This window comes from Streptomyces sp. SID5643 (assembly GCF_009872555.1).
Taxonomy (GTDB): Bacteria; Actinomycetota; Actinomycetes; order Streptomycetales; family Streptomycetaceae; genus Streptomyces; species Streptomyces iakyrus.
The window spans coordinates 1-17,482 of the sequence record NZ_WWIC01000013.1 but is presented as its reverse complement, the minus strand read 5'-3'; the positions used below and the strand labels follow the sequence as shown (position 1 = coordinate 17,482).

Genomic DNA, 17,482 nt, shown 5'->3' with positions numbered 1-17,482 from the left:
GGTGTCCCTTGACGCTTTCCGCAGGGACGCCGTGCGTCACGAGGACGCCGAACAGGAGCACGGCCATGGCCAGCACGCGCAGCAGCGGACCCGCATCGGAGCGGGTCCTGACGATGCGCCAGGGCGACCAAGCCGTAACCATGCCGTGATCCTAGCGGCTCGCTGGAGGTGATCGACCACCCGCCCCGAAACAATGGGGCAACGGTGTACGGGCGCAGCCGTCGGCCGGACCTCAGGCGCCGCGCTGCCGCAGGGCCGATCCGGACCGGCCCTTGACCACCTCCAGCTGGGCGTGGATCCGCCGCCGCAGGTCGGGGACGTGGCTGACGATGCCGACGCTGCGGTCGCGTTCGCGCAGGGAGTCGAGGACGTCGAGGACCTCGTCGAGGGTCTGGTCGTCGAGGCTGCCGAAGCCCTCGTCGATGAAGAGGGTGTCAAGCCGCACCCCGCCCGCCTCGTCCGTGACGACGTCCGCGAGGCCGAGGGCCAGGGCCAGTGAGGCGAAGAACGTCTCGCCGCCCGACAGGGTCGCCGTGTCGCGTTCGCGGCCGGTCCAGGCATCGACGACGTGCAGTCCGAGCCCGCTGCGGCCCCGTCCCGTGCGGTCGTCGGAGTGGACGAGGGTGTAGCGGCCGGACGACATGCGGCGCAGCCGTACGGTCGCGGCGGCGGCGACCTGCTCCAGCCGGGCCGCCAGGACGTAGGACTCCAGGCGCATCCGGCGTTCGTTGTCCGCCGAGGTGCCTGCGGCGAGACCGGCCATCCGGGCGACGCGGTCGTACTCCTCGCGCAACGGCGCCAGCCGGCGCACGGAGGCGGCCGCCCGGGCGGACAGCCGGTCGAGTTCGGCGCAGCGCCGGCGGGCGGCGTCGTGGGCGGAGGCGGCCTCGCGCAACCGCCGGTCCGCCTCCTCGGCCGTCCGCCGCGCCGCCTCGGGGTCGGCCCGCGGTTCACGGGCCGCGGCGGCCGTGTCGGCCTCGGCGAGGACCGCCCGGACGGTGGCCTCCTCGTGCTGCCGGGCGTCCAGGCGGCGTTGCAGCTCGCGGTGGGCGGCGTCGTCGAGGAGGGCGGCGGCCGCCGCCTGCGGCGTCTCGAAACCGGCACGGAAGGCGGCGTCGGCGAGCCGGGCGTCGGCGTCCTTGAGCCGCTGGGCGCTGTCCTCGGCGGCCCGGGCGGCGTCGGCGGCGTCCGTGAGCAGGGCGGTCCGCCGCTCCAGCTGTGCGGCCCGCGCGGCGACACTGTCCAGGGAGCCCCGTGCCCGCTCCAGCTCCTCCTCCAGAGCGGCCCGTTCGCGGTCCAGCCGCTCCCGGTGACCGACCCGGGAGGCGGTCCGTACGGCGGCCTCCTGCCGGGCGGCCAGGCGCCGTTCGTGTTCGTGCCCGGCCTGCCGCAGGCGCTCCTGTGCGGCGTGCAGTTCGGCTGCCGCTGCGCGGGCCCGCGTGTACTGCTCCTCCAACTCCTCTATTTCCTGGGCAAGTTGGTCGGTGGGGGTGTCCCCGGCCTCCGCGCTCGCGGCGGCCAGCGCCTCCCGTGCGAGCCCGAGGCGCCGCTCGTCCTCGGCGCGCTGTTCGTCGGCACGCTGGTAGGCGGTGAGGGCGTGCTCCTCCGCCTCGCGGTCGACGTGCCCGGCGACCTTGCGGGCGGGGGCGGGGTGTTCCGTGGCCCCGCAGACCGCGCACGGTTCGCCGTCGGTGAGGTTCGCGGCGAGCTCGGCGGCGATGCCGTTCAGGCGCTGTTCCTTGAGGTCGAGCCAGTGCTGCTTGGCCCGCAGTGCCGTGTCCTGTGCGCTGCGGACCCGTTGGACCGCCTGGTCCGTGTCCTGGGCGAGCTGGTCGCGCAGGCGGGCCGCCCGCAGCCGCTGCCGCGCGGGCTCGCGCCGTCCGGCGAGCTGCTCGGCGAGGGCGGCGTCCTTCTGGGCGGAGTCGACCCTCGCCTGGAGTGCCGTGCGCGTCTCCTCCCAGCCGTCGAGCCAGGCCTCCGCCTCCTGTAGGAGGTCGGCGTCGGCGTGCTCCTGGCGGTCCAGGCCGGCGCGCTCGTCGAGGAGTTCGGTCAGCCGCCGCTCGGCGCGGCGGGCCGAGTCGAGACCGCCCAGTTCCTCGGCGGCCCGGCGAGCGGCGGAGGCGAGCCCGGCCGCGCCCGCACCGGAGAAGGTCTCCGGCAGCAGGGCACGCGCGCGGGCCTCGGCTGCTGCCGTCCGGCGGTGTTCGGCTTCGGATGATTCCCGCAGGTCCAGAGCGGGGGCGACCGCTTCGGCCTTGCGGGCCCGCTCCATGAGGGCCTGCGCCTCCCGATAGGCCTCGGCTCCCTGTTCCAGGCTCGCCGCCCGTTCCCGTGCCTGGGCGAACCGCCGCTGGAGGCGGTCCCGTTCGCGGGCGTCGTCCAGGGCGCGGCCGGCGGCGGCCTGCGCGGACTCGGCGGCGGTGAGCCCGCACACGGCGGCGGTGAGCTGCTCGCGGGCCGTGCTGCGGGCGACGGCGGCTGCGCTCAGGACGGCATCGGCGAGTCCCGGTTCGCCCGGGGCGAGCGCCGGCAGCTCCATCGCGTCGCCCGCGGCCTGCTGCATGCGGTGGGCGTCGGCCAGCAGTTCCGCGTCGCCGTCCCGCACCTGCGCCTCGGTGGCGCGGCGGCGCTCGGCGAGGCGCTTCTCGACGTCGGCGAAGCGGCGGGTGTCGAACAGGCGGCCCAGCAGCTTGCCGCGGGCCTCGGCGTCGGCGCGCAGGAACCGGGCGAAGTCGCCCTGCGGCAGCAGCACGACCTGGCAGAACTGCTCCCGGCTCATGCCGAGGAGCTGGGTGATCTCCTCACCGATCTCCTGGTGGGAGCGGCTGAGGTCCTTCCAGGCCCCGGCCGTCGCGTCGTACTCGCGCAGCCACGTCTGGGCCTTGTCCAGAGTCGTGCCGGTGCCGCGCTTCTTGGGGCGCTCCCAGGGCGGCTGGCGGGTGACCTCCAGACGGCGTCCGGCGACGGTGAGGTCGAGGGTGACCTCGGTGCGGGTCGCGGGGGCGGCGTGGTCGCTGCGCAGGGTCGTGCCCTGCCCGCCGCCCTGCCGGGCGCCCGGAACCGAGCCGTAGAGGGCGTAGCAGACGGCGTCGAGGACGGACGTCTTGCCCGCGCCGGTGGGGCCGTGCAGCAGGAACAGCCCGGCGCTGGACAGGTCGTCGAAGTCGACGGTCTGGGTGCCTCCGAAGGGCCCGAAGGCGGTGACCGCGAGCCGGTGGAGCCTCACCGGGCCACCTCCCGCACGGTCTCGTCGGCCCGCACCGCGTCGAACGCGTCCCGCAGCACGCCCTGTTCACGCGGGTCGGGGCCGGCGCCGCGCACATGGGCGACGAAGTCCTCGGCGATCTCCTGGTCGCTGCGGCCGGCGAGGCGCCGGGCGTACGACACCTCGGACTCGTCCTCGGGGCGGTCGGGATCGAAGACGAGGCTGAGCGTGTGCGGGAAGCGGGCGGCCAGCCGGGCCATCGGGTCGGCCGGGCGGACGGGGTCGGTGAGGGTGGCCTCGACCCATGCGTCCTCGTGCCGGGTCAGTTCGGGATCGGCGAGGAGGTCGTCCAGCGTGCCGCGGATCCGGGCCAGGGCGCGGGGCACCGGGCAGTCGACGCGCTCGGCGTCGACGGAGCCGTCCGCTGCCAGGTCGACCAGCCACATGCTCTTGCGGTGGGCGGCCTCAGAGAAGGAGTAGGGCAGCGGTGAGCCGGAGTAGCGGACGCGGCCGGTGAGGGTCTGACAGCCGTGCAGGTGCCCGAGCGCCACGTAGTCGACGCCGTCGAACACCCCGGCCGGCACCGCGGCGACGCCGCCGACGGTGATGTCCCGCTCGCTGTCGCTGGCTTCGCCGCCGGTGACGAAGGCGTGCGCGAGGACGACGGAGCGGGTACCGGCCGGGCGGGCCGCGAGGTCGGCGCGGACCCGGTCCATGGCTGCGGCGAGCACGGCCTCGTGGCCGGCCTTCTCCACACCGAACTCGTCCTTCACCAGGGCCGGTTCCAGGTAGGGCAGCCCGTAGAAGGCGACCTTCCCGTCGGCGTCGGCGAGCACCACGGGGGTGCCGACCGCCGACGGCTCGGTCCGCAGATGGATGCCGGCCCGCCCGATCAGACCGGCGCCGACGCCCAGCCTGCGGGCCGAGTCGTGGTTGCCGGAGATCATCACCGTGGGCACGCCGAGAGCGGCGAGGCGGTGCAGGGCGTCGTCGAACAGCTCGACCGCGGCGAGCGGCGGCACGGCACGGTCGTAGACGTCTCCCGAGACGACCACCGCGTCCACGGCCCGCTCCCGCACGGTCGTGACGAGGTGGCCGATGAACTCGGCCTGGGCGCCGAGCATGTTCACCCGGTGGAAGGCCCGCCCGAGATGCCAGTCGGAGGTGTGCAGCAGCCTCAAGACGCCACCCCGGCCTGCATGGCTCCCCCTGCTGTCGTTCTCCACCGGCACGAGCCGGTCCGCTCGTCGTCAGACCCACCACGCTAACGCGTGCGGGCACCTCGTCCACCACGAACCCCGCACCGCCACGCCCGTCCGACGGCAATTCAGCGGAAATGTCGCAACTATGCTGTGCAAAAGGTCATTCCGGCGCGATGCCGTACTCCCGCCCCCACCGGCCGGTCCGGGTGGAAAGCCGTCGTCAGCCCGTTGCGGCGCGGCCGCGCGTCGAAGTGGCCCCGCGGGTGTTCGAGCGGCCGGGCGAGCGCGGCGGGCGTCGCGGCGGGCTGTCCGCGGGCGGCCCCGTCCTGCTCCGGGTGGTCCGTCAGGCGTCCCCGTACGCCTCCCCGCCCGGTTCGAAGCCGGCCGTCCCGGCGGTGGCGTCGGCGAGCCAGGACCGGAAGGCGTCCACGTCGGCGTCGGGGAGGGCGATCTCGATCGTCACCGCCTCCCCGTAGCGCACGTCGCGGACTTCGCGCCCGGTGGTGCGCAGGTCGTTCTCCAGCTTGCCGGCCCGCTGGTGGTCGACGGTGACCGTGGCCAGCCGGAACCGGCGGCGGGTGCGGGTGCCAAGGGTGTCCAGGGCCTCGCCGACCGCTCCGCCGTACGCCCGGATGAGGCCGCCGGCGCCGAGTTTGGCCCCGCCGAAGTAGCGGGTGACGACGGCGACGACGTACCGCATGTCGCGGCGCAGCAGCATCTGGAGCATCGGGACGCCGGCGGTGCCGCCCGGCTCGCCGTCGTCGCTCGCCTTCTGGACGGAGGCGTCCGCGCCGATCACATAGGCCCAGCAGTTGTGGGAGGCGTCGGCGTGCTGCTTGCGGACCGTGGCGATGAAGTCCTGTGCCTCCTGCTCGGTGGCCGCCGGAGCGAGGGCGCACAGGAAGCGGGAGCGGTTGACCTCGGTCTCGTGCACGCCGGTGCCGGCGACCGTGCGGTATTCGTCCTGCATCCGGCCAGCCTAATCGTGTGGCCGCCGGCGTCCCTGCGGGGCGGCCGGCCGGGAGGCCGGGACCTCGCCTACGAGCGGGCCACGACCTCGCCGGCCGTGACCTGGGGCGGGTTGGGCAGCAGCTCGGCGAGCCGGTCCCGGACGAATCCGCCCGCCCTCTCGGTCGACTCCTCGGCTCCGGCCCGGTCCTCGAAGAACCCGGTCGACACCATCACCCCGTCGCCGGCGTCGACGAAGCAGTAGGCCACGAACCCCTGGACCTGGCGGATGAGCGGCAGGAACTCCTCGTTCACCCTGCGTCCCGCCTCGGCCGGGTCCGTCACCCCTTCGTACCGCCGAATCACCGCGTGCATGGCTGCTCTCCTCCTGGCTGGGACGGCCGTTCTCCGCAGACGGCGTACCCGCCGCGGCAGGTGCGCGCAGCGCGAACCCGGCGCACATCACCGGAAAGGCCCAGGGCGGCCCGGGGGCCCGGGCTATTTCTTCCTGCCCCGGGGCACGGTCACGGACGTGAGCAGCGCGGCGTCGGGGGCGAGGTCCCGCCAGGCGGTGCCGCGCCACGTCAGGACGGCGAACGCCGAGGTGGGGAACTTCGTGCGGACCCGCTCCAGGGTGTCGTCGAGGCCGTCACCGGCGAGGGCCAGGACCAGTTCCTCCAGCCCGGGGTTGTGCCCGATCAGCAGCAGCGTCTCGACCTCGGCGGGCACCTCGTGGACGACGGCGAGCAGACCGGCCGGGCCGGCGGCGTACAGCCGCCGGTCGTGCCGGACCGGCGGGGGTGTGCCCCACTCGGCGGAGGCCAGGTCCCAGGTCCCGCGGGCGCGGACGGCGGTGGAGCACAGCGCGAGGTCCGGTAGGAGGTCGGCATCGGCCAGGGCCCGCCCGGCCGCGGGGGCGTCCCGGCGGCCGCGCGGGGCGAGGGGGCGTTCGTGGTCGGTGACGTCCACGGGCCAGGCGGACTTGGCGTGCCGCAGCACGACCAGACGGCGCAGCGGGCCTGCTCCGGCGCGTTCGATCATGACGGGGCTCCCAGATCGCTGGTGAGGTCGAGGCCGAGGAGCCGGTCGGCGTAGGCGTACGTCTCGAACCGGGCGCCGTCGGCCAGGTCCGGTTCGGTCTCGACATGACGCAGGACGTCCAGCACACCGGGGACGTCCAGGTCGTCCTCCCAGGCGTCGCGCAGCCTGCCCCGCACGGTGTCGGGGACCGGACGTGAGGGCTGCCGTGCCCAGCGGGCGACCGCGCCGCGCCAGCGGGCGAGGGTGGCACGGGCGTCGTCGAGCCCGGCCGCATCCAGCCGGATGGGGGCGCTGTGGTGACGGGAGAGCAGGGCGAGGCGCAGGGCTGCCGGGTCGCAGGGGGCCGGCGGATCCGGCTCCACGGACGCGACGGCGATCCGTACCCCGTCGGGCGCCCTGCGGCCCTCGGCGGTGACATGGACGACCTGGGCCTCGCCCAGACCGGCGCCGACGTCGGGGCTGTCCTCGAAGGGGCGGATGCCGAGCGTCGCGGCGCCGGCGCGCAGCTCGGCCTGCCGGCGGCCGCCGGTCAGCAGCGCCCACACCGGTGTGCCGCCGAGTTCCAGGGTCCTGACGAGCAGGTCCCCGACGAGCAGCACCCGCAGGTCCGTCGTGCCGGAGCCGGACGCGTGCACCTCGACACGGGTCAGACCCCGGCGGGCCGGGGCGGGGTCGACCGGCTCGCCGGTCCGGGCGTCGATGATGCGCAGCACGAGGTGAGCGTAGGCGGGCCGACGGCCCCACGCAGGCAGGCTCGGCGTTTTCCGGCCGCCGTGGCGCCACGGCCCGACCCGTGGCGGGCCCGGCCTCGCCATCTCTCAGGCCAGCGTGCCCAGGAACCGCACATGAGGCCGCCCCTCGGGCCCTTCGCGGCTGACGGCGGCCCGCACCCGGTACACCTCCGCGATGAGTTCCGCCGTGAGGACATCGCCCGGGGCGCCTCCCGCCACGACCCGCCCCGCGCACAGCACGACGACCCGATCGCAGTACGTCGCCGCGAGGTTGAGGTCGTGCAGGGCGACGACGGTGGTGACCGGCAGGCCCGCGACCAGGGTGAGCAGGTCGAGCTGGTGGTGGATGTCGAGGTGGTTGGTGGGCTCGTCGAGGAGAAGCTCGCGGGGCTCCTGGGCGAGCGCGCGGGCGATCTGCACCCGCTGGCGTTCGCCGCCGGAGAGGGTGTGCCAGAGCCGGCCGGAACGCTCGTCGAGGCCCGTGCGTTCGAGGGCGGCGCGCACCGCTCGCTCGTCGTCGTCGGTGGCGGGTGTCCAGGCGCGGCGGTGCGGGACGCGGCCGAGCCGCACGACGTCCTCGACCGTCAGCTCGACCTGGGTGTCCGACTGCTGCTCGACGACGGCGAGGCGGCGTGCGACCGTGCGGCGGGGCAGATCGCCGAGCGGTGTGCCGTCGAGAGTGACGACTCCGCAGGTCGGTGTGAGCAGCCCGGCCAGCAGCCGCAGCAGGGTGGACTTGCCGGAGCCGTTGGGGCCGAGGACGCCGACCGTGGAGCCGGTCTCGGGCGCGAGGGCGACGCCGTCCAGGATCAGATGCCCGTCGGCGCGGCGGCTGACCCGGTCGGCTCGCAGCCCCGCCCGCGCCGGTGCACCCGGGCCGCTCACCGTGCCCTCCGCGTCCGGTACAGCACCGCCACGAACGCCGGCACGCCGATCAGCGACGTCACGACCCCCACCGGAACCTCCTGCGGTTCGAGGACCGTCCGGGCGGCGGTGTCCACCCACACGAGGAACACCGCTCCGGCGAGGGCGGTGACCGGCAGCAGCCGCGCGTGCCCCGGGCCGGTCAGGGCCCGGGCGGCGTGCGGCAGGACCAGTCCCACGAAGCCGATCGCGCCCGCCGAGCTGACGAGCGCGGCCGTGAGCAGGGCCGTGACGCACAGCAGCACCAGGCGGGTGCGGGCGACGGACACCCCGAGCGCGGCCGCCGCGTCCTGCCCGAAGGCGAAGGCGTCGAGCGTACGGGCGTAGGACAGGCACACCACCAGCGCCACGGCCAGCACGGCCAGGCACAGCCACACGTCGGTCCAGCCGGCGCCGCCGAGCGAGCCGAGGAGCCAGAACAGCACGCCACGGGTCGTCTCGGCGTCGGCTGAGGTCATCACGACGAACGAGGTGAGCGCCGAGAAGAGCTGCATGGCGGCGACGCCCGCGAGGACGACCCGGTCGGTGGTGCCGCCGAGGGTGTGGCTGAGCAGCAGCACCAGCGCGAACGACAGCAGGGCGCCGAGGAAGGCGCCGGCGGACACCGACAGGGCGCCGCCGCCGGCGCCGAGCACGACCACGAGGACCGCTCCGGTGGAAGCTCCCGAGGACACACCGAGCACGAAGGGGTCGGCGAGCGGGTTGCGCAGCAGCGACTGCATCACCGCCCCGCAGACGGCGAGTCCGGCTCCGCACACGGCCGCGAGCAGGGTGCGGGGCAGCCGCAGCTGCCAGACGATCCCGTCCCGGATCGGTGCCAGCTCCGAACTGCCGAGGCCGAGCCGGGCGGCCACGACCGACCACACGTCGGCGACCCGGATGTCGGCGGGACCGATGGTGATGGCCACGGCGAGGGAGGCGACGAGAGCGACCGCCCCGGCCGCCCCGAGGGCGAGCCCGGTCCGCCGCCGGGGCCGGGCCGTGGCGCCCGTTGCACTCCCGGCGGTCACTTCACGAGCCCGAACCGGCGCAGCCCCGCGGCCACCTGCTCCACGCCCTCGACGGTGCGGATGGTCGGGTTCATGGCCTGCCCGCTGAGCAGCACGTACCGCTTGTGGCGGACGGCGTCCATGGTCCTGGTGACGGGGTTGGACTCCAGGAAGGCGATCTTCTTCGCGGCCGACTCGGCGGTCTGGGACTTGCGGGTCAGATCGCCGATGACGAGGACGTCGGGGTCGCGGTCGGCGACCGTCTCCCAGTTGATCTGCGGCCACTCCTCGTGCGTGTCGTCGAAGACGTTCTTCGCGCCGAGGGCCCTGGTGATGATGCCGGGTGCTCCGCAACAGCCCGCCATGTAGGGCGACTCGGAGTTCGCGAACCAGTAGAGGAGGGTGACGTCGGAGGCGTCGGTGCCCGCCGTGGCCTTCTTCAGGCGCTGCCGGAGGGAAGCCACGAGCGTGTCGCCGCGCTTCTCCACCCCGAACACCGTCGCGAGGTCGCGTACCTCGCCGTAGACGGTGTCGATGCCCAGGGCCTTGTCGCGGGCGCCGTCGCCGCCGCCCGAGTTGTCCTTGCCGGCGCAGTCGGACGGGGAGACGTAGGTGGGGACGCCGAGCTTCTCGAACTGCTCCCGGGTGGCGACGCCGCCCTTGCCGAGGGTGGAGACGAAGGACGCGGCGACGAAGTCGGGTTCGGTGTCCAGGACGCGTTCGAAGGACGGGTTGTTGTCGGCGATGCGCGGCACCTCGGCCTCGGACTTCTCCAGCCCCTTCATCACGGGGTCGGTCCAGGTGGCCGTGCCCGCGAGACGGTCGGCCAGGCCGAGGGAGAGCAGGATCTCGGTGGTTCCCTGGTTGAGGGAGACGGCGTGCCGCGGCGGGGCCGCCACCCGGACGTCGTGCCCGCAGTTGGTGAGGGTGACGGCGGCCTTGCCGTCGGTGGACGCGGCACCACCGCAGCCGGTCAGGAGCAGGGAGCCGGCCGCGAGCAGCGCGGCGGCACGGGCGGGTCGGGCGAGGGGCACGAAGAACCAGTCCTCAGGCGTCGAGGGCCCATGCGCGGAGCCCGGTCGTACGGTGCTCCCCCGCCGCACGTGGCCGCGGGGGCCGCCAGCAGGTCTTCGGACTCGGGTTCACCCGGGTCGGAGCGCCTTCCCGGACGTCCGCGTGGGAGTCCAGTGGCCGAGGCCCCGCCCGTCCCCCTCACCGCTGCGCGTCAGTTCCGGATTCGCACCGGATTCCCTGACCCACGTACATGGGTTCGACTGGCCTCGGCAAGCTATCACGGGGGCGCCCGGGAATCACCGCGCGTCGTGCATCGTTGCCCTCAGAGCAGTGCGTCCACGACTGACGAGGAGGCCGCCGTGTACGGCGACGAGGCAACGGTCCGCAGGATCCTCACCGAGCTCGGCGACACCTGGGCCGTGGTGGGCCTGTCGTCGAACCGGCAGCGGGCGGCGTACGGGGTGGCCGCCGTGCTCCAGCGCTTCGGCAAGCGCGTCGTGCCGGTGCATCCGAAGGCGGAGACGGTGCACGGGGAGCAGGGGTACGCGAGCCTGGCCGACATCCCCTTCGAGGTGGACGTCGTCGACGTGTTCGTGAACAGCGACCTCGCCGGTGCCGTCGCGGACGAGGCGGTCGCCAAGGGCGCGAAGGCCGTCTGGTTCCAGCTGGGTGTCGTCGACGAGGCGGCGTACGACCGGACCCGTGCGGCGGGCCTGGAGATGGTGATGGACCGCTGCCCGGCGATCGAGATCCCGCGGTTGTCTCCTCACCGGGTACAGGAATCCTGAAGCGTTCCCACCCGCAAGGGCTTGCCCGACGCTCCCCTGCCTCCGGGGCCGGGGAGATCGAGCGGAGCATCGAGGAGGTGGCGGTCGAGGCAGTGCCCGTCCACTGAGGCCGCCTCCATAATGTGCGCATGACGCGCCCCCTTCCGTCCGCCGAATCCGGCGCCCGGCAACGCTTCCCGGTCGTTGTCGTGGGCGCCGGTCCCGCCGGTCTGACCGTCGGCAACATCCTGCGGGCCGCGTCCGTGGACTGCCTGGTGCTGGAGACGGAGACCCGCGACTTCATCGAACACCGGCCCCGTGCCGGGGTCATCGAGGAATGGGCCGTGCGCGGGCTGGAGAAGCGGGGCCTCGCCCGCAACCTGCTGGACCGTGCGGAACTGCACACCGCGTGCGAGTTCCGCTTCGACGGCGAGCGGTACCGGTTCCCCTACGGCGAGCTGACGGGCAGTCATCACTTCGTCTATCCGCAGCCGTTGCTGGTGACGGACCTGGTACGCGAATATGCCGACGTCCGGGGCGGGCCCATCCGCTTCGGGGTCCGTGACGTGCGGATCCACGACCTCGACAGCGACCGGCCCTGGGTGTCGTACACCTGCCCCGAGACGGGCGAACCCGAGGTCGTGCACTGCGACTTCGTCGCCGGCTGTGACGGGGCGCGCGGGGTGAGCCGGGCCTCGCTCCCGCCCGAGCGGGTCCGGATCGCGCGGCACGACTACGGCATCGGCTGGCTGGCCCTGCTCGCCGAGGCACCGCCGTCCACCGACTGCGTGCTCTTCGGCTGCCATGCGCGCGGCTTCGCCGGCCAGATGCCCCGCAGCCCGGAGGTGACCCGCTACTACCTCCAGTGCCCGCCGGGCGACGACGTGGGGAACTGGCCGCACGAGCGCGTCTGGGCGGAGCTGCGGGAGCGGCTCGGGGCGGCCGGCGTGCCGCCACTGACCGAGGGCCGGCTGATCGAGAAGCGCGTGCTGGACATGCACGACTACGTGGTCGAGCCGATGGCGCACGGCCGGCTCTTCCTCGCCGGTGACGCGGCCCATCTGGTCGCCCCGATCGCCGCCAAGGGCATGAACCTCGCCCTGCACGACGCCTTCCTGCTCGGTGACGCCCTGGTCGCGCGGCTGACCACCGGTGACGGCAGCGGCCTCGACGGCTACGCGCAGGCGTGTCTGCGGCGGGTGTGGGACTACCAGGAGTTCTCGCAGTGGCTGTCCGAGGTGTACCACGGCACGGCGGCGGGCGATCCGTTCCGCGCGGGCACCACGCTCGCCCGGCTGCGCCGCCTGTTCACCTCGCCGGCGGCGGCCGCCGCCTTCGCCGAGCAGTACCTGGGGACGGCCCCGCGGTACTGACTCAGTCGTGCGGCGGGCGGTCACTGAGGCGGTGGTCGGCCACGTTCAGCGCCTCGTCGACGAGCCGGCGCAGATGGCCGTCGCGGAGCGAGTAGATCACCCGGCGACCTTCCTTGCGCGTGCTCACCAGACCGGCGAGACGCAGTCGCGCCAGGTGCTGGCTGACGGCCGGCCTGGCCGCCCCGCACGCCTCCGTGAGCGACGTGACGTCGGCCTCTCCTCCGGTCAGCGCGTGCAGCAGGGCGAGCCGGGTGCGGTCGCCGAGCAGGGCGAGGAGTTCCGCCGCGAGGACCAGCTGCTCCTCGCCGGGGCTGCGCGGATGCGCATCATGCGCAGATGACAGGTGCATGCGTGCGCTCATACGCACATAATGGCGCCCGGGCGCGGGTACGTCCACTCTCGCGCGCACCGGAAGGGGATCCACGTGAGCGACCGGCACGAGCACCCGCACGAGCACGACCACACCCACGGGCACGCACACGACCACACCCACGGGCGCGGGCACCGGCGCGGCCTGCGCCACCGGGTGGGTCACCTCCTCGCCCCGCACTCCCACGAGACGGCCGACAAGGTCGACTCCGCTCTGGAGTCCTCCGCCCGCGGCATGCGGGCGCTGTGGGTCTCGCTCACCGTCCTCGGCGTGACGGCGCTGGCCCAGGCCGCCGTGGTGGCCGTCTCCGGGTCCGTGGCGCTGCTCGGGGACACGGTGCACAACACCGCGGACGCGCTGACCGCCGTCCCGCTCGGGATCGCCTTCGTGCTGGGACGGCGCGCGGCCACGCGCCGTTTCACCTACGGCTACGGGCGGGCCGAGGACCTGGCCGGTCTCGTGATCGTGCTGACGATCGCGGCGTCCGCGGCCTTCGCGGGCTGGACGGCCGTGGACCGGCTGCTGGATCCGCGCCCCGTCCAGCACGTCCCGGCGGTCGCCGTGGCCGCCCTCGTCGGCTTCGCCGGCAACGAGTGGGTGGCCCGCTACCGCATGCGCGTCGGCCGCTCGATCGGCTCGGCGGCGCTGGTCGCCGACGGGCTGCACGCCCGTACCGACGGCTTCACCTCGCTGGCCGTGCTGCTGGGCGCCGGAGGCTCCGCCCTCGGGTGGCAACGGGCGGACCCGGTCGTCGGGCTGCTGATCACCGCGGCCATCGCACTGGTCCTGCGGGACGCGGCCCGGGAGGTGTTCCGCCGGGTGCTGGACGCCGTCGACCCGGCCCTGGTGGACCGGGCCGAGCGGGCGCTGACCGGGGTGCCCGGGGTGCGCGGGGTGGGTGAGCTGCGGCTGCGCTGGATCGGTCACCGGCTGCGTGCCGAGGTGGCGGTCGTGGTGGACGGTGACGCGACGGTGCGCGAGGCCCACCGCATCGCCGTGGACGCCGAACACGCGCTGCTGCACGCGGTACCGCGCCTGACCGCGGCCCTGGTGCACGCGGATCCGGAACCGGCCCCGGGCGAGAGCGACCCCCATCTCCCCCTGGCCCACCACAGCGCGACCTAGGGGTGCTTGGAGGTCCAGTGCGGTCCCCGCGGTGTTCGGTGCGTGCCCTCGGCGTGCGGGATGAAGGCCCTCGTAGCGGAGCTACCTGGGCCTTTGGCCGGTGCGGCGAGGGTGCGTGCCGGGCGCCGCGGGTGCTGTGCGGGACTTCCAAAACACCCCCTGGCTCAGGAGACCCCGAGCCCCTCCAGCACCACGGCGCCCGGCAGTTCCGCGAACGCTTTGCCCGGGACCAGCAGCTTGCCGCGTCGCCGGCCGCTGCCGACGAGCACGTACGGCAGGTCGACGACGGCCGCGTCCACCAGGACGGGCCAGCCGTCCGGCAGGCCGAGCGGGGTGATGCCGCCGTACTCCATGCCGGTCTCGCCGGTGGCCGTGTCCATGGAGGCGAAGGAGGCCTTGCGGGCACCGAGCTGCCGACGCACCACGCCGTTGACGTCGACCCGGGTGGTGGACAGTACGACGCACGCGGCGAGGGTGGACTCGCCACCCCGCTTGCCCGCGACGACCACGCAGTTCGCCGACCGCTCCAGGAGGTCCTGCCCGTAGTGCTCCACGAAGGTGGCGGTGTCGGCCCACTCCGGGTCGGTGTCGACGTAGACGATCTGCTCGGCCGGGACGCTGCCGGACCAGTGGCGTACGGCGTCGGCGACCGGGGTGGTGAGTTCGTCGAGGCAGACGGGGGCCGGGCGGGCGTTGTCGAAGTGTCCGATGGGTGAGCGCATGGCCGCACGCTAACAACGGCGCACCGGCGGCGTCCCGGGCGTCTCAGGCCACGGGCGGCACCGAGACGGCCATGACCATCTCCATGGGCTCCTCGCCGGTGTTGCCGTAGACGTGCGGGACGTTGGCCTCGAAGTGGACGCTGGCGCCCGCGGGCACCCGGTGCTCGACGCCGTCGACGGTGAGGGTCAGTTCGCCCGCCGTGACGTGCAGCAGTTCGGTCGTGCCGGCGGGGTGCGGGTCCGACGGACTGCTCTCGCCGGGCATGAGCCGCCAGTCCCACATCTCCAGCGGGCCGGGCGCCTCGGTGCCCGCCAGGAGCCGGTTGTAGCTGCCGGCGTCGGTGTGCCACAGCCGTACGGCCTGCTCGGCCGGGACGATGCGGACGTTCGGGCCCTGCTCGTAGTCGAGCAGGGTGGTGATGCTGACGCCGAGTGCGTCGCCGATCTTGACGACGGTGCCGAGGCTGGGGTTGGTACGGGCCTGCTCGATCTGGATGAGCATACCGCGGCTAACACCCGCCCGGGCGGCGAGCACGTCCAGGGTGAAGCCGCGCACCGCGCGCCAGTGCTTGACGCTCCGCGCCAGGGACTGGGTCAACAGGTCGAGGTCCGACACATTCCGTCCAATATTATGTATGACACAGTGCAGTCGACTGCACTATGGTGTGGTTGACCTGATCGTGCACTGAACTGTACTGCGAGGTATCCGCCACCATGACAGCGCTCTTCGCCCTGGCCACCAGCCTGTTGTGGGGACTGGCCGACTTCGGCGGCGGTCTGCTGACCCGGCGCACCCCCGCGCTCACGGTGGTCGTGGTCTCGCAGTCGATCGCGGTGGTGGTGCTCGGCGCCCTTGTGGTGGCGACCGGGGGCTGGAGCGAGGCCGGGCCGCAGCTGTGGTTCGCCGTGGCGGCCGGGCTGGTCGGGCCGGTGGCGATGCTCGCGTTCTACAAGGCGCTCGCGCTGGGCCCGATGGGCGTGGTCTCGCCGCTGGGATCCATCGGTGTGGCCGTGCCGGTCGGGGTGGGCCTCCTGCTGGGCGAGCGTCCGGGCCTGCTGCAGTTCGTCGGCATCCTGGTCGCCGTCGCGGGAGTCTGCCTCGCCGGCGGCCCCCATTTCCGCGGCGCCCCCGTCCAGCGCCAGGCGATCGTCCTGACCCTGCTCGCGGCGTTCGGCTTCGGCGCGGTGATGGCGTTGATCGCGGAGGCGTCGACGACGCTGACCGGCCTGTTCCTCGCCCTGTTCGTGCAGCGGGTGACGAACGTCGCCGCCGGCGGTCTCGCGCTGTTCGTGTCGGTGCGACGCGGCGGGCCGGCCCTCCCGGCGGACGGCTTCCCCTGGCGCACCCTGCCCGCCCTCGCCTTCGTCGGTCTCGCGGACGTCGCCGCGAACGGCACGTACTCGATCGCGGCGCAGCACGGCCCGGTGACGGTCGCCGCCGTGCTGGCCTCCCTGTACCCGGTGGTGACGGCCGTGGCCGCACGGGGTGTGCTGCGCGAACGGCTGCGGGCGGTGCAGGCCGCGGGGGCCGGACTGGCCCTGGTGGGGACGGTGCTGCTGGCGTCGGGCTGACCGGTCCGTCAGGAACCCGGCTCCAGCTCCGCGAGCCCGGCCGCCGCCTCCTCGTCCAGCTCGGCCAGCCGGGCCGCCGTCTCCTCGTCCAGGTCCGCCAGCGCGCTGAGCTGCTCGGGGGTGACGCCGTCCGGTATCGGCACCGGCGCCGGGGTGCGCAGCGGTGGCTGCCAGCCGTCGGCGGGTGTCCAGCGCCGTACGACGCGGGCCGGTGCGCCCGCCACCACGGCGTGGTCGGGCACCGCGCCCCGCACGACCGCGCCCGCGGCCACCACCACGTTCCGCCCGATCCGGGCGCCCGGCAGGATCACCGCTCCGGTACCGATCCAGCAGCCGGGGCCGATCTCCACCGGCTCCATCCGCGGCCACTGCTTGCCGATCGGCTGGTGCGGATCGTCGTAGGAGTGGTTCGTGGACGTGACGTAGACGTACGGGCCGAAGTAACAGTCGTTGCCGATCGTGACCGTCGTGTCGGCGATGACGTGGCTGCCGCGGCCGAGCACGACACCGTCGCCGATGCGCAGGATCGGGTCCGGGCCGAGGTCGAGGTCGGGCATGAGACCCGCGGTGAGGGTGACCTGCTCGGCGATGATGCAGTAGGAGCCGAGGTGGATCCAGGGCTCGCCGAAGACCGTGCCGAGCGGGAAGGCGAGTCTGGTACCTGTTCCCATCGTGCCGAACCGGTAGCGGCCGGGGTGCTCGGCGGTGACGGAGCCCGTGCGCTGCGCCCAGGCCCAGCCCGCATGGACGGCGCGCTGCGCGAGGCCCCGCCGCCAGGATGAGAACGTGTTCTTGCGCTTCGGCACGAGCTCACGGTACTCAGCGGTAGCTCCACCCGCTGGGTCGGAGGCCTGTGATCTTCGCCCCACCGGGTGGCGTACGGTTTGCGCGTTGTCTACGACGCTGGGAGGCGGCCATGGATCGGCGCGCGGTGATCACGGGGATCGGCGGCAGGGAGCCGGAGATCGACGGGACGGCTTTCGTGGCGCCGACGGCGTCGGTGATCGGCGGCGTGACGCTGGGCGCGGGGGCGAGCGTCTGGTACGGAGCCGTGGTGCGCGGCGACGTCGAGGCGATCTCCGTCGGGGCGAGCAGCAACGTCCAGGACAACTGCACCCTCCACGCGGATCCGGGGTTCCCGGTGCGCGTCGGCGAGCGGGTGAGCATCGGGCACAACGCGGTGGTGCACGGGGCGACGGTCGAGGACGACTGTCTGATCGGGATGGGCGCGACGGTGCTGAACGGGGCGGTGATCGGAGCCGGGTCGCTGGTCGCCGCGCAGGCACTGGTGCCGCAGGGGATGGTGGTGCCGGCCGGCTCGCTCGTCGCCGGGGTGCCGGCCAAGGTCAAGCGGCCCTTGACGGAGGAGGAGAAGCAGGGCGTCACCCTCAACGGCACGATGTACGCCGAGTTGGCGAAGGCGCACCACGAGGTGCACGCGTAGGCGGTTCGGCGGGTGCGGGTGGGTTGTGGCTGGTCGCGCAGTTCCCCGCGCCCCT

General features: G+C 74.1%; 18 protein-coding genes and 1 riboswitch. Of the genes, 5 read left to right on the top strand and 13 right to left on the bottom strand.

Translation table 11 applies throughout. The features are described from left to right. Positions 1 to 232: 232 nt before the first annotated feature. The 9 genes from GTY56_RS01320 to GTY56_RS01280 all read right to left on the bottom strand — a co-directional run bounded on the left by GTY56_RS01320 (position 233) and on the right by GTY56_RS01280 (position 10,074). A complete protein-coding gene (locus tag GTY56_RS01320) occupies positions 233 to 3,226 on the bottom strand; it encodes an AAA family ATPase (protein WP_161361647.1) in 2,994 nt (997 codons plus the stop codon). Beyond that, positions 3,223 to 4,386, bottom strand: coding sequence for an exonuclease SbcCD subunit D (locus GTY56_RS01315; protein WP_161361645.1), 1,164 nt, complete (start codon positions 4,384 to 4,386; stop codon positions 3,223 to 3,225). The genes GTY56_RS01320 and GTY56_RS01315 overlap by 4 nt, the downstream gene beginning before the upstream one ends. Before the next feature lie 364 nt (positions 4,387 to 4,750). Continuing rightward, the gene (locus GTY56_RS01310) at positions 4,751 to 5,377 is read right to left on the bottom strand and encodes a YigZ family protein (RefSeq protein WP_161361643.1); all 627 of its coding nucleotides are present in this window, start codon (positions 5,375 to 5,377) and stop codon (positions 4,751 to 4,753) included. A gap of 68 nt (positions 5,378 to 5,445) precedes the next feature. Next, on the bottom strand, positions 5,446 to 5,730 hold the full coding sequence (locus tag GTY56_RS01305) for a hypothetical protein (protein ID WP_161361641.1): 285 nt from the start codon (positions 5,728 to 5,730) through the stop codon (positions 5,446 to 5,448). 123 nt (positions 5,731 to 5,853) lie between these two features. Then, positions 5,854 to 6,396, bottom strand: coding sequence for a SixA phosphatase family protein (locus GTY56_RS01300; RefSeq protein ID WP_161361639.1), 543 nt, complete (start codon positions 6,394 to 6,396; stop codon positions 5,854 to 5,856). Then, positions 6,393 to 7,109 carry a hypothetical protein gene (locus tag GTY56_RS01295; protein ID WP_346345395.1) on the bottom strand — a complete coding sequence of 239 codons (717 nt, stop codon included), beginning with the start codon at positions 7,107 to 7,109 and terminating at the stop codon, positions 6,393 to 6,395. The genes GTY56_RS01300 and GTY56_RS01295 overlap by 4 nt, the downstream gene beginning before the upstream one ends. Positions 7,110 to 7,214: 105 nt before the next feature. Then, entirely contained in the window at positions 7,215 to 8,012 is a 798-nt protein-coding gene (locus GTY56_RS01290) for an ATP-binding cassette domain-containing protein (RefSeq protein ID WP_161361637.1), read from the bottom strand. After that, positions 8,009 to 9,061 carry an iron chelate uptake ABC transporter family permease subunit gene (locus GTY56_RS01285; RefSeq protein ID WP_161361635.1) on the bottom strand — a complete coding sequence of 351 codons (1,053 nt, stop codon included), beginning with the start codon at positions 9,059 to 9,061 and terminating at the stop codon, positions 8,009 to 8,011. The genes GTY56_RS01290 and GTY56_RS01285 overlap by 4 nt, the downstream gene beginning before the upstream one ends. After that, positions 9,058 to 10,074 (bottom strand): ABC transporter substrate-binding protein, encoded by a 1,017-nt coding sequence (locus GTY56_RS01280; RefSeq protein ID WP_161361633.1) that lies wholly within the window; start codon positions 10,072 to 10,074, stop codon positions 9,058 to 9,060. The genes GTY56_RS01285 and GTY56_RS01280 overlap by 4 nt, the downstream gene beginning before the upstream one ends. Before the next feature lie 70 nt (positions 10,075 to 10,144). After that, positions 10,145 to 10,334: riboswitch (cobalamin riboswitch) on the bottom strand. A 79-nt stretch (positions 10,335 to 10,413) separates the two neighbouring features. Between GTY56_RS01280 and GTY56_RS01275 the strand changes: the two genes are divergently transcribed. Together GTY56_RS01275 and GTY56_RS01270 are read left to right on the top strand one after the other, a co-directional pair. Next, positions 10,414 to 10,842, top strand: coding sequence for a CoA-binding protein (locus GTY56_RS01275; protein WP_161361632.1), 429 nt, complete (start codon positions 10,414 to 10,416; stop codon positions 10,840 to 10,842). Between the two features lie 128 nt (positions 10,843 to 10,970). Further along, entirely contained in the window at positions 10,971 to 12,194 is a 1,224-nt protein-coding gene (locus GTY56_RS01270) for a 4-hydroxybenzoate 3-monooxygenase (RefSeq protein ID WP_161361630.1), read from the top strand. 1 nt (position 12,195) lies between these two features. Here GTY56_RS01270 and GTY56_RS01265 read toward each other — a convergent pair whose 3' ends face one another. Further along, complete coding sequence (locus GTY56_RS01265) at positions 12,196 to 12,555, bottom strand: ArsR/SmtB family transcription factor (protein ID WP_161361628.1); 360 nt, start codon at positions 12,553 to 12,555, stop codon at positions 12,196 to 12,198. 63 nt (positions 12,556 to 12,618) lie between these two features. On the opposite strand from GTY56_RS01265, the gene GTY56_RS01260 reads away from it, so the two are divergent. After that, a complete protein-coding gene (locus GTY56_RS01260; RefSeq protein WP_161361626.1) occupies positions 12,619 to 13,689 on the top strand; it encodes a cation diffusion facilitator family transporter in 1,071 nt (356 codons plus the stop codon). Positions 13,690 to 13,853: 164 nt separating this feature from the next. On the opposite strand, the gene GTY56_RS01255 is transcribed toward GTY56_RS01260, so the two are convergent. After that, positions 13,854 to 14,411 (bottom strand): YbaK/EbsC family protein, encoded by a 558-nt coding sequence (locus tag GTY56_RS01255; RefSeq protein WP_161361624.1) that lies wholly within the window; start codon positions 14,409 to 14,411, stop codon positions 13,854 to 13,856. Positions 14,412 to 14,454: 43 nt separating this feature from the next. Next, positions 14,455 to 15,027: a cupin domain-containing protein gene (locus GTY56_RS01250; RefSeq protein WP_161361622.1), complete on the bottom strand. Its 573-nt coding sequence runs from the start codon at positions 15,025 to 15,027 to the stop codon at positions 14,455 to 14,457. Between the two features lie 98 nt (positions 15,028 to 15,125). Between GTY56_RS01250 and GTY56_RS01245 the strand changes: the two genes are divergently transcribed. Beyond that, complete coding sequence (locus tag GTY56_RS01245) at positions 15,126 to 15,983, top strand: DMT family transporter (RefSeq protein ID WP_161361620.1); 858 nt, start codon at positions 15,126 to 15,128, stop codon at positions 15,981 to 15,983. An 8-nt stretch (positions 15,984 to 15,991) separates the two neighbouring features. Here GTY56_RS01245 and GTY56_RS01240 read toward each other — a convergent pair whose 3' ends face one another. Continuing rightward, positions 15,992 to 16,789: a DapH/DapD/GlmU-related protein gene (locus GTY56_RS01240; RefSeq protein WP_161361618.1), complete on the bottom strand. Its 798-nt coding sequence runs from the start codon at positions 16,787 to 16,789 to the stop codon at positions 15,992 to 15,994. 110 nt (positions 16,790 to 16,899) lie between these two features. On the opposite strand from GTY56_RS01240, the gene GTY56_RS41050 reads away from it, so the two are divergent. Beyond that, positions 16,900 to 17,427, top strand: coding sequence for a gamma carbonic anhydrase family protein (locus tag GTY56_RS41050; protein ID WP_161361616.1), 528 nt, complete (start codon positions 16,900 to 16,902; stop codon positions 17,425 to 17,427). The last annotated feature ends 55 nt before the right edge of the window (positions 17,428 to 17,482 follow it).

Coding starts and splice junctions, on each gene's coding strand:
- GTY56_RS01310 (WP_161361643.1), bottom strand. CDS start 5,377: ATGCAGGACGAATACCGCACGGTCGCCGGCACCGGCGTGCACGAGACC.
- GTY56_RS01305 (WP_161361641.1), bottom strand. CDS start 5,730: ATGCACGCGGTGATTCGGCGGTACGAAGGGGTGACGGACCCGGCCGAG.
- GTY56_RS01300 (WP_161361639.1), bottom strand. CDS start 6,396: ATGATCGAACGCGCCGGAGCAGGCCCGCTGCGCCGTCTGGTCGTGCTG.
- GTY56_RS01270 (WP_161361630.1), top strand. CDS start 10,971: ATGACGCGCCCCCTTCCGTCCGCCGAATCCGGCGCCCGGCAACGCTTC.
- GTY56_RS01265 (WP_161361628.1), bottom strand. CDS start 12,555: ATGAGCGCACGCATGCACCTGTCATCTGCGCATGATGCGCATCCGCGC.
- GTY56_RS01255 (WP_161361624.1), bottom strand. CDS start 14,411: ATGCGCTCACCCATCGGACACTTCGACAACGCCCGCCCGGCCCCCGTC.
- GTY56_RS01245 (WP_161361620.1), top strand. CDS start 15,126: ATGACAGCGCTCTTCGCCCTGGCCACCAGCCTGTTGTGGGGACTGGCC.
- GTY56_RS41050 (WP_161361616.1), top strand. CDS start 16,900: ATGGATCGGCGCGCGGTGATCACGGGGATCGGCGGCAGGGAGCCGGAG.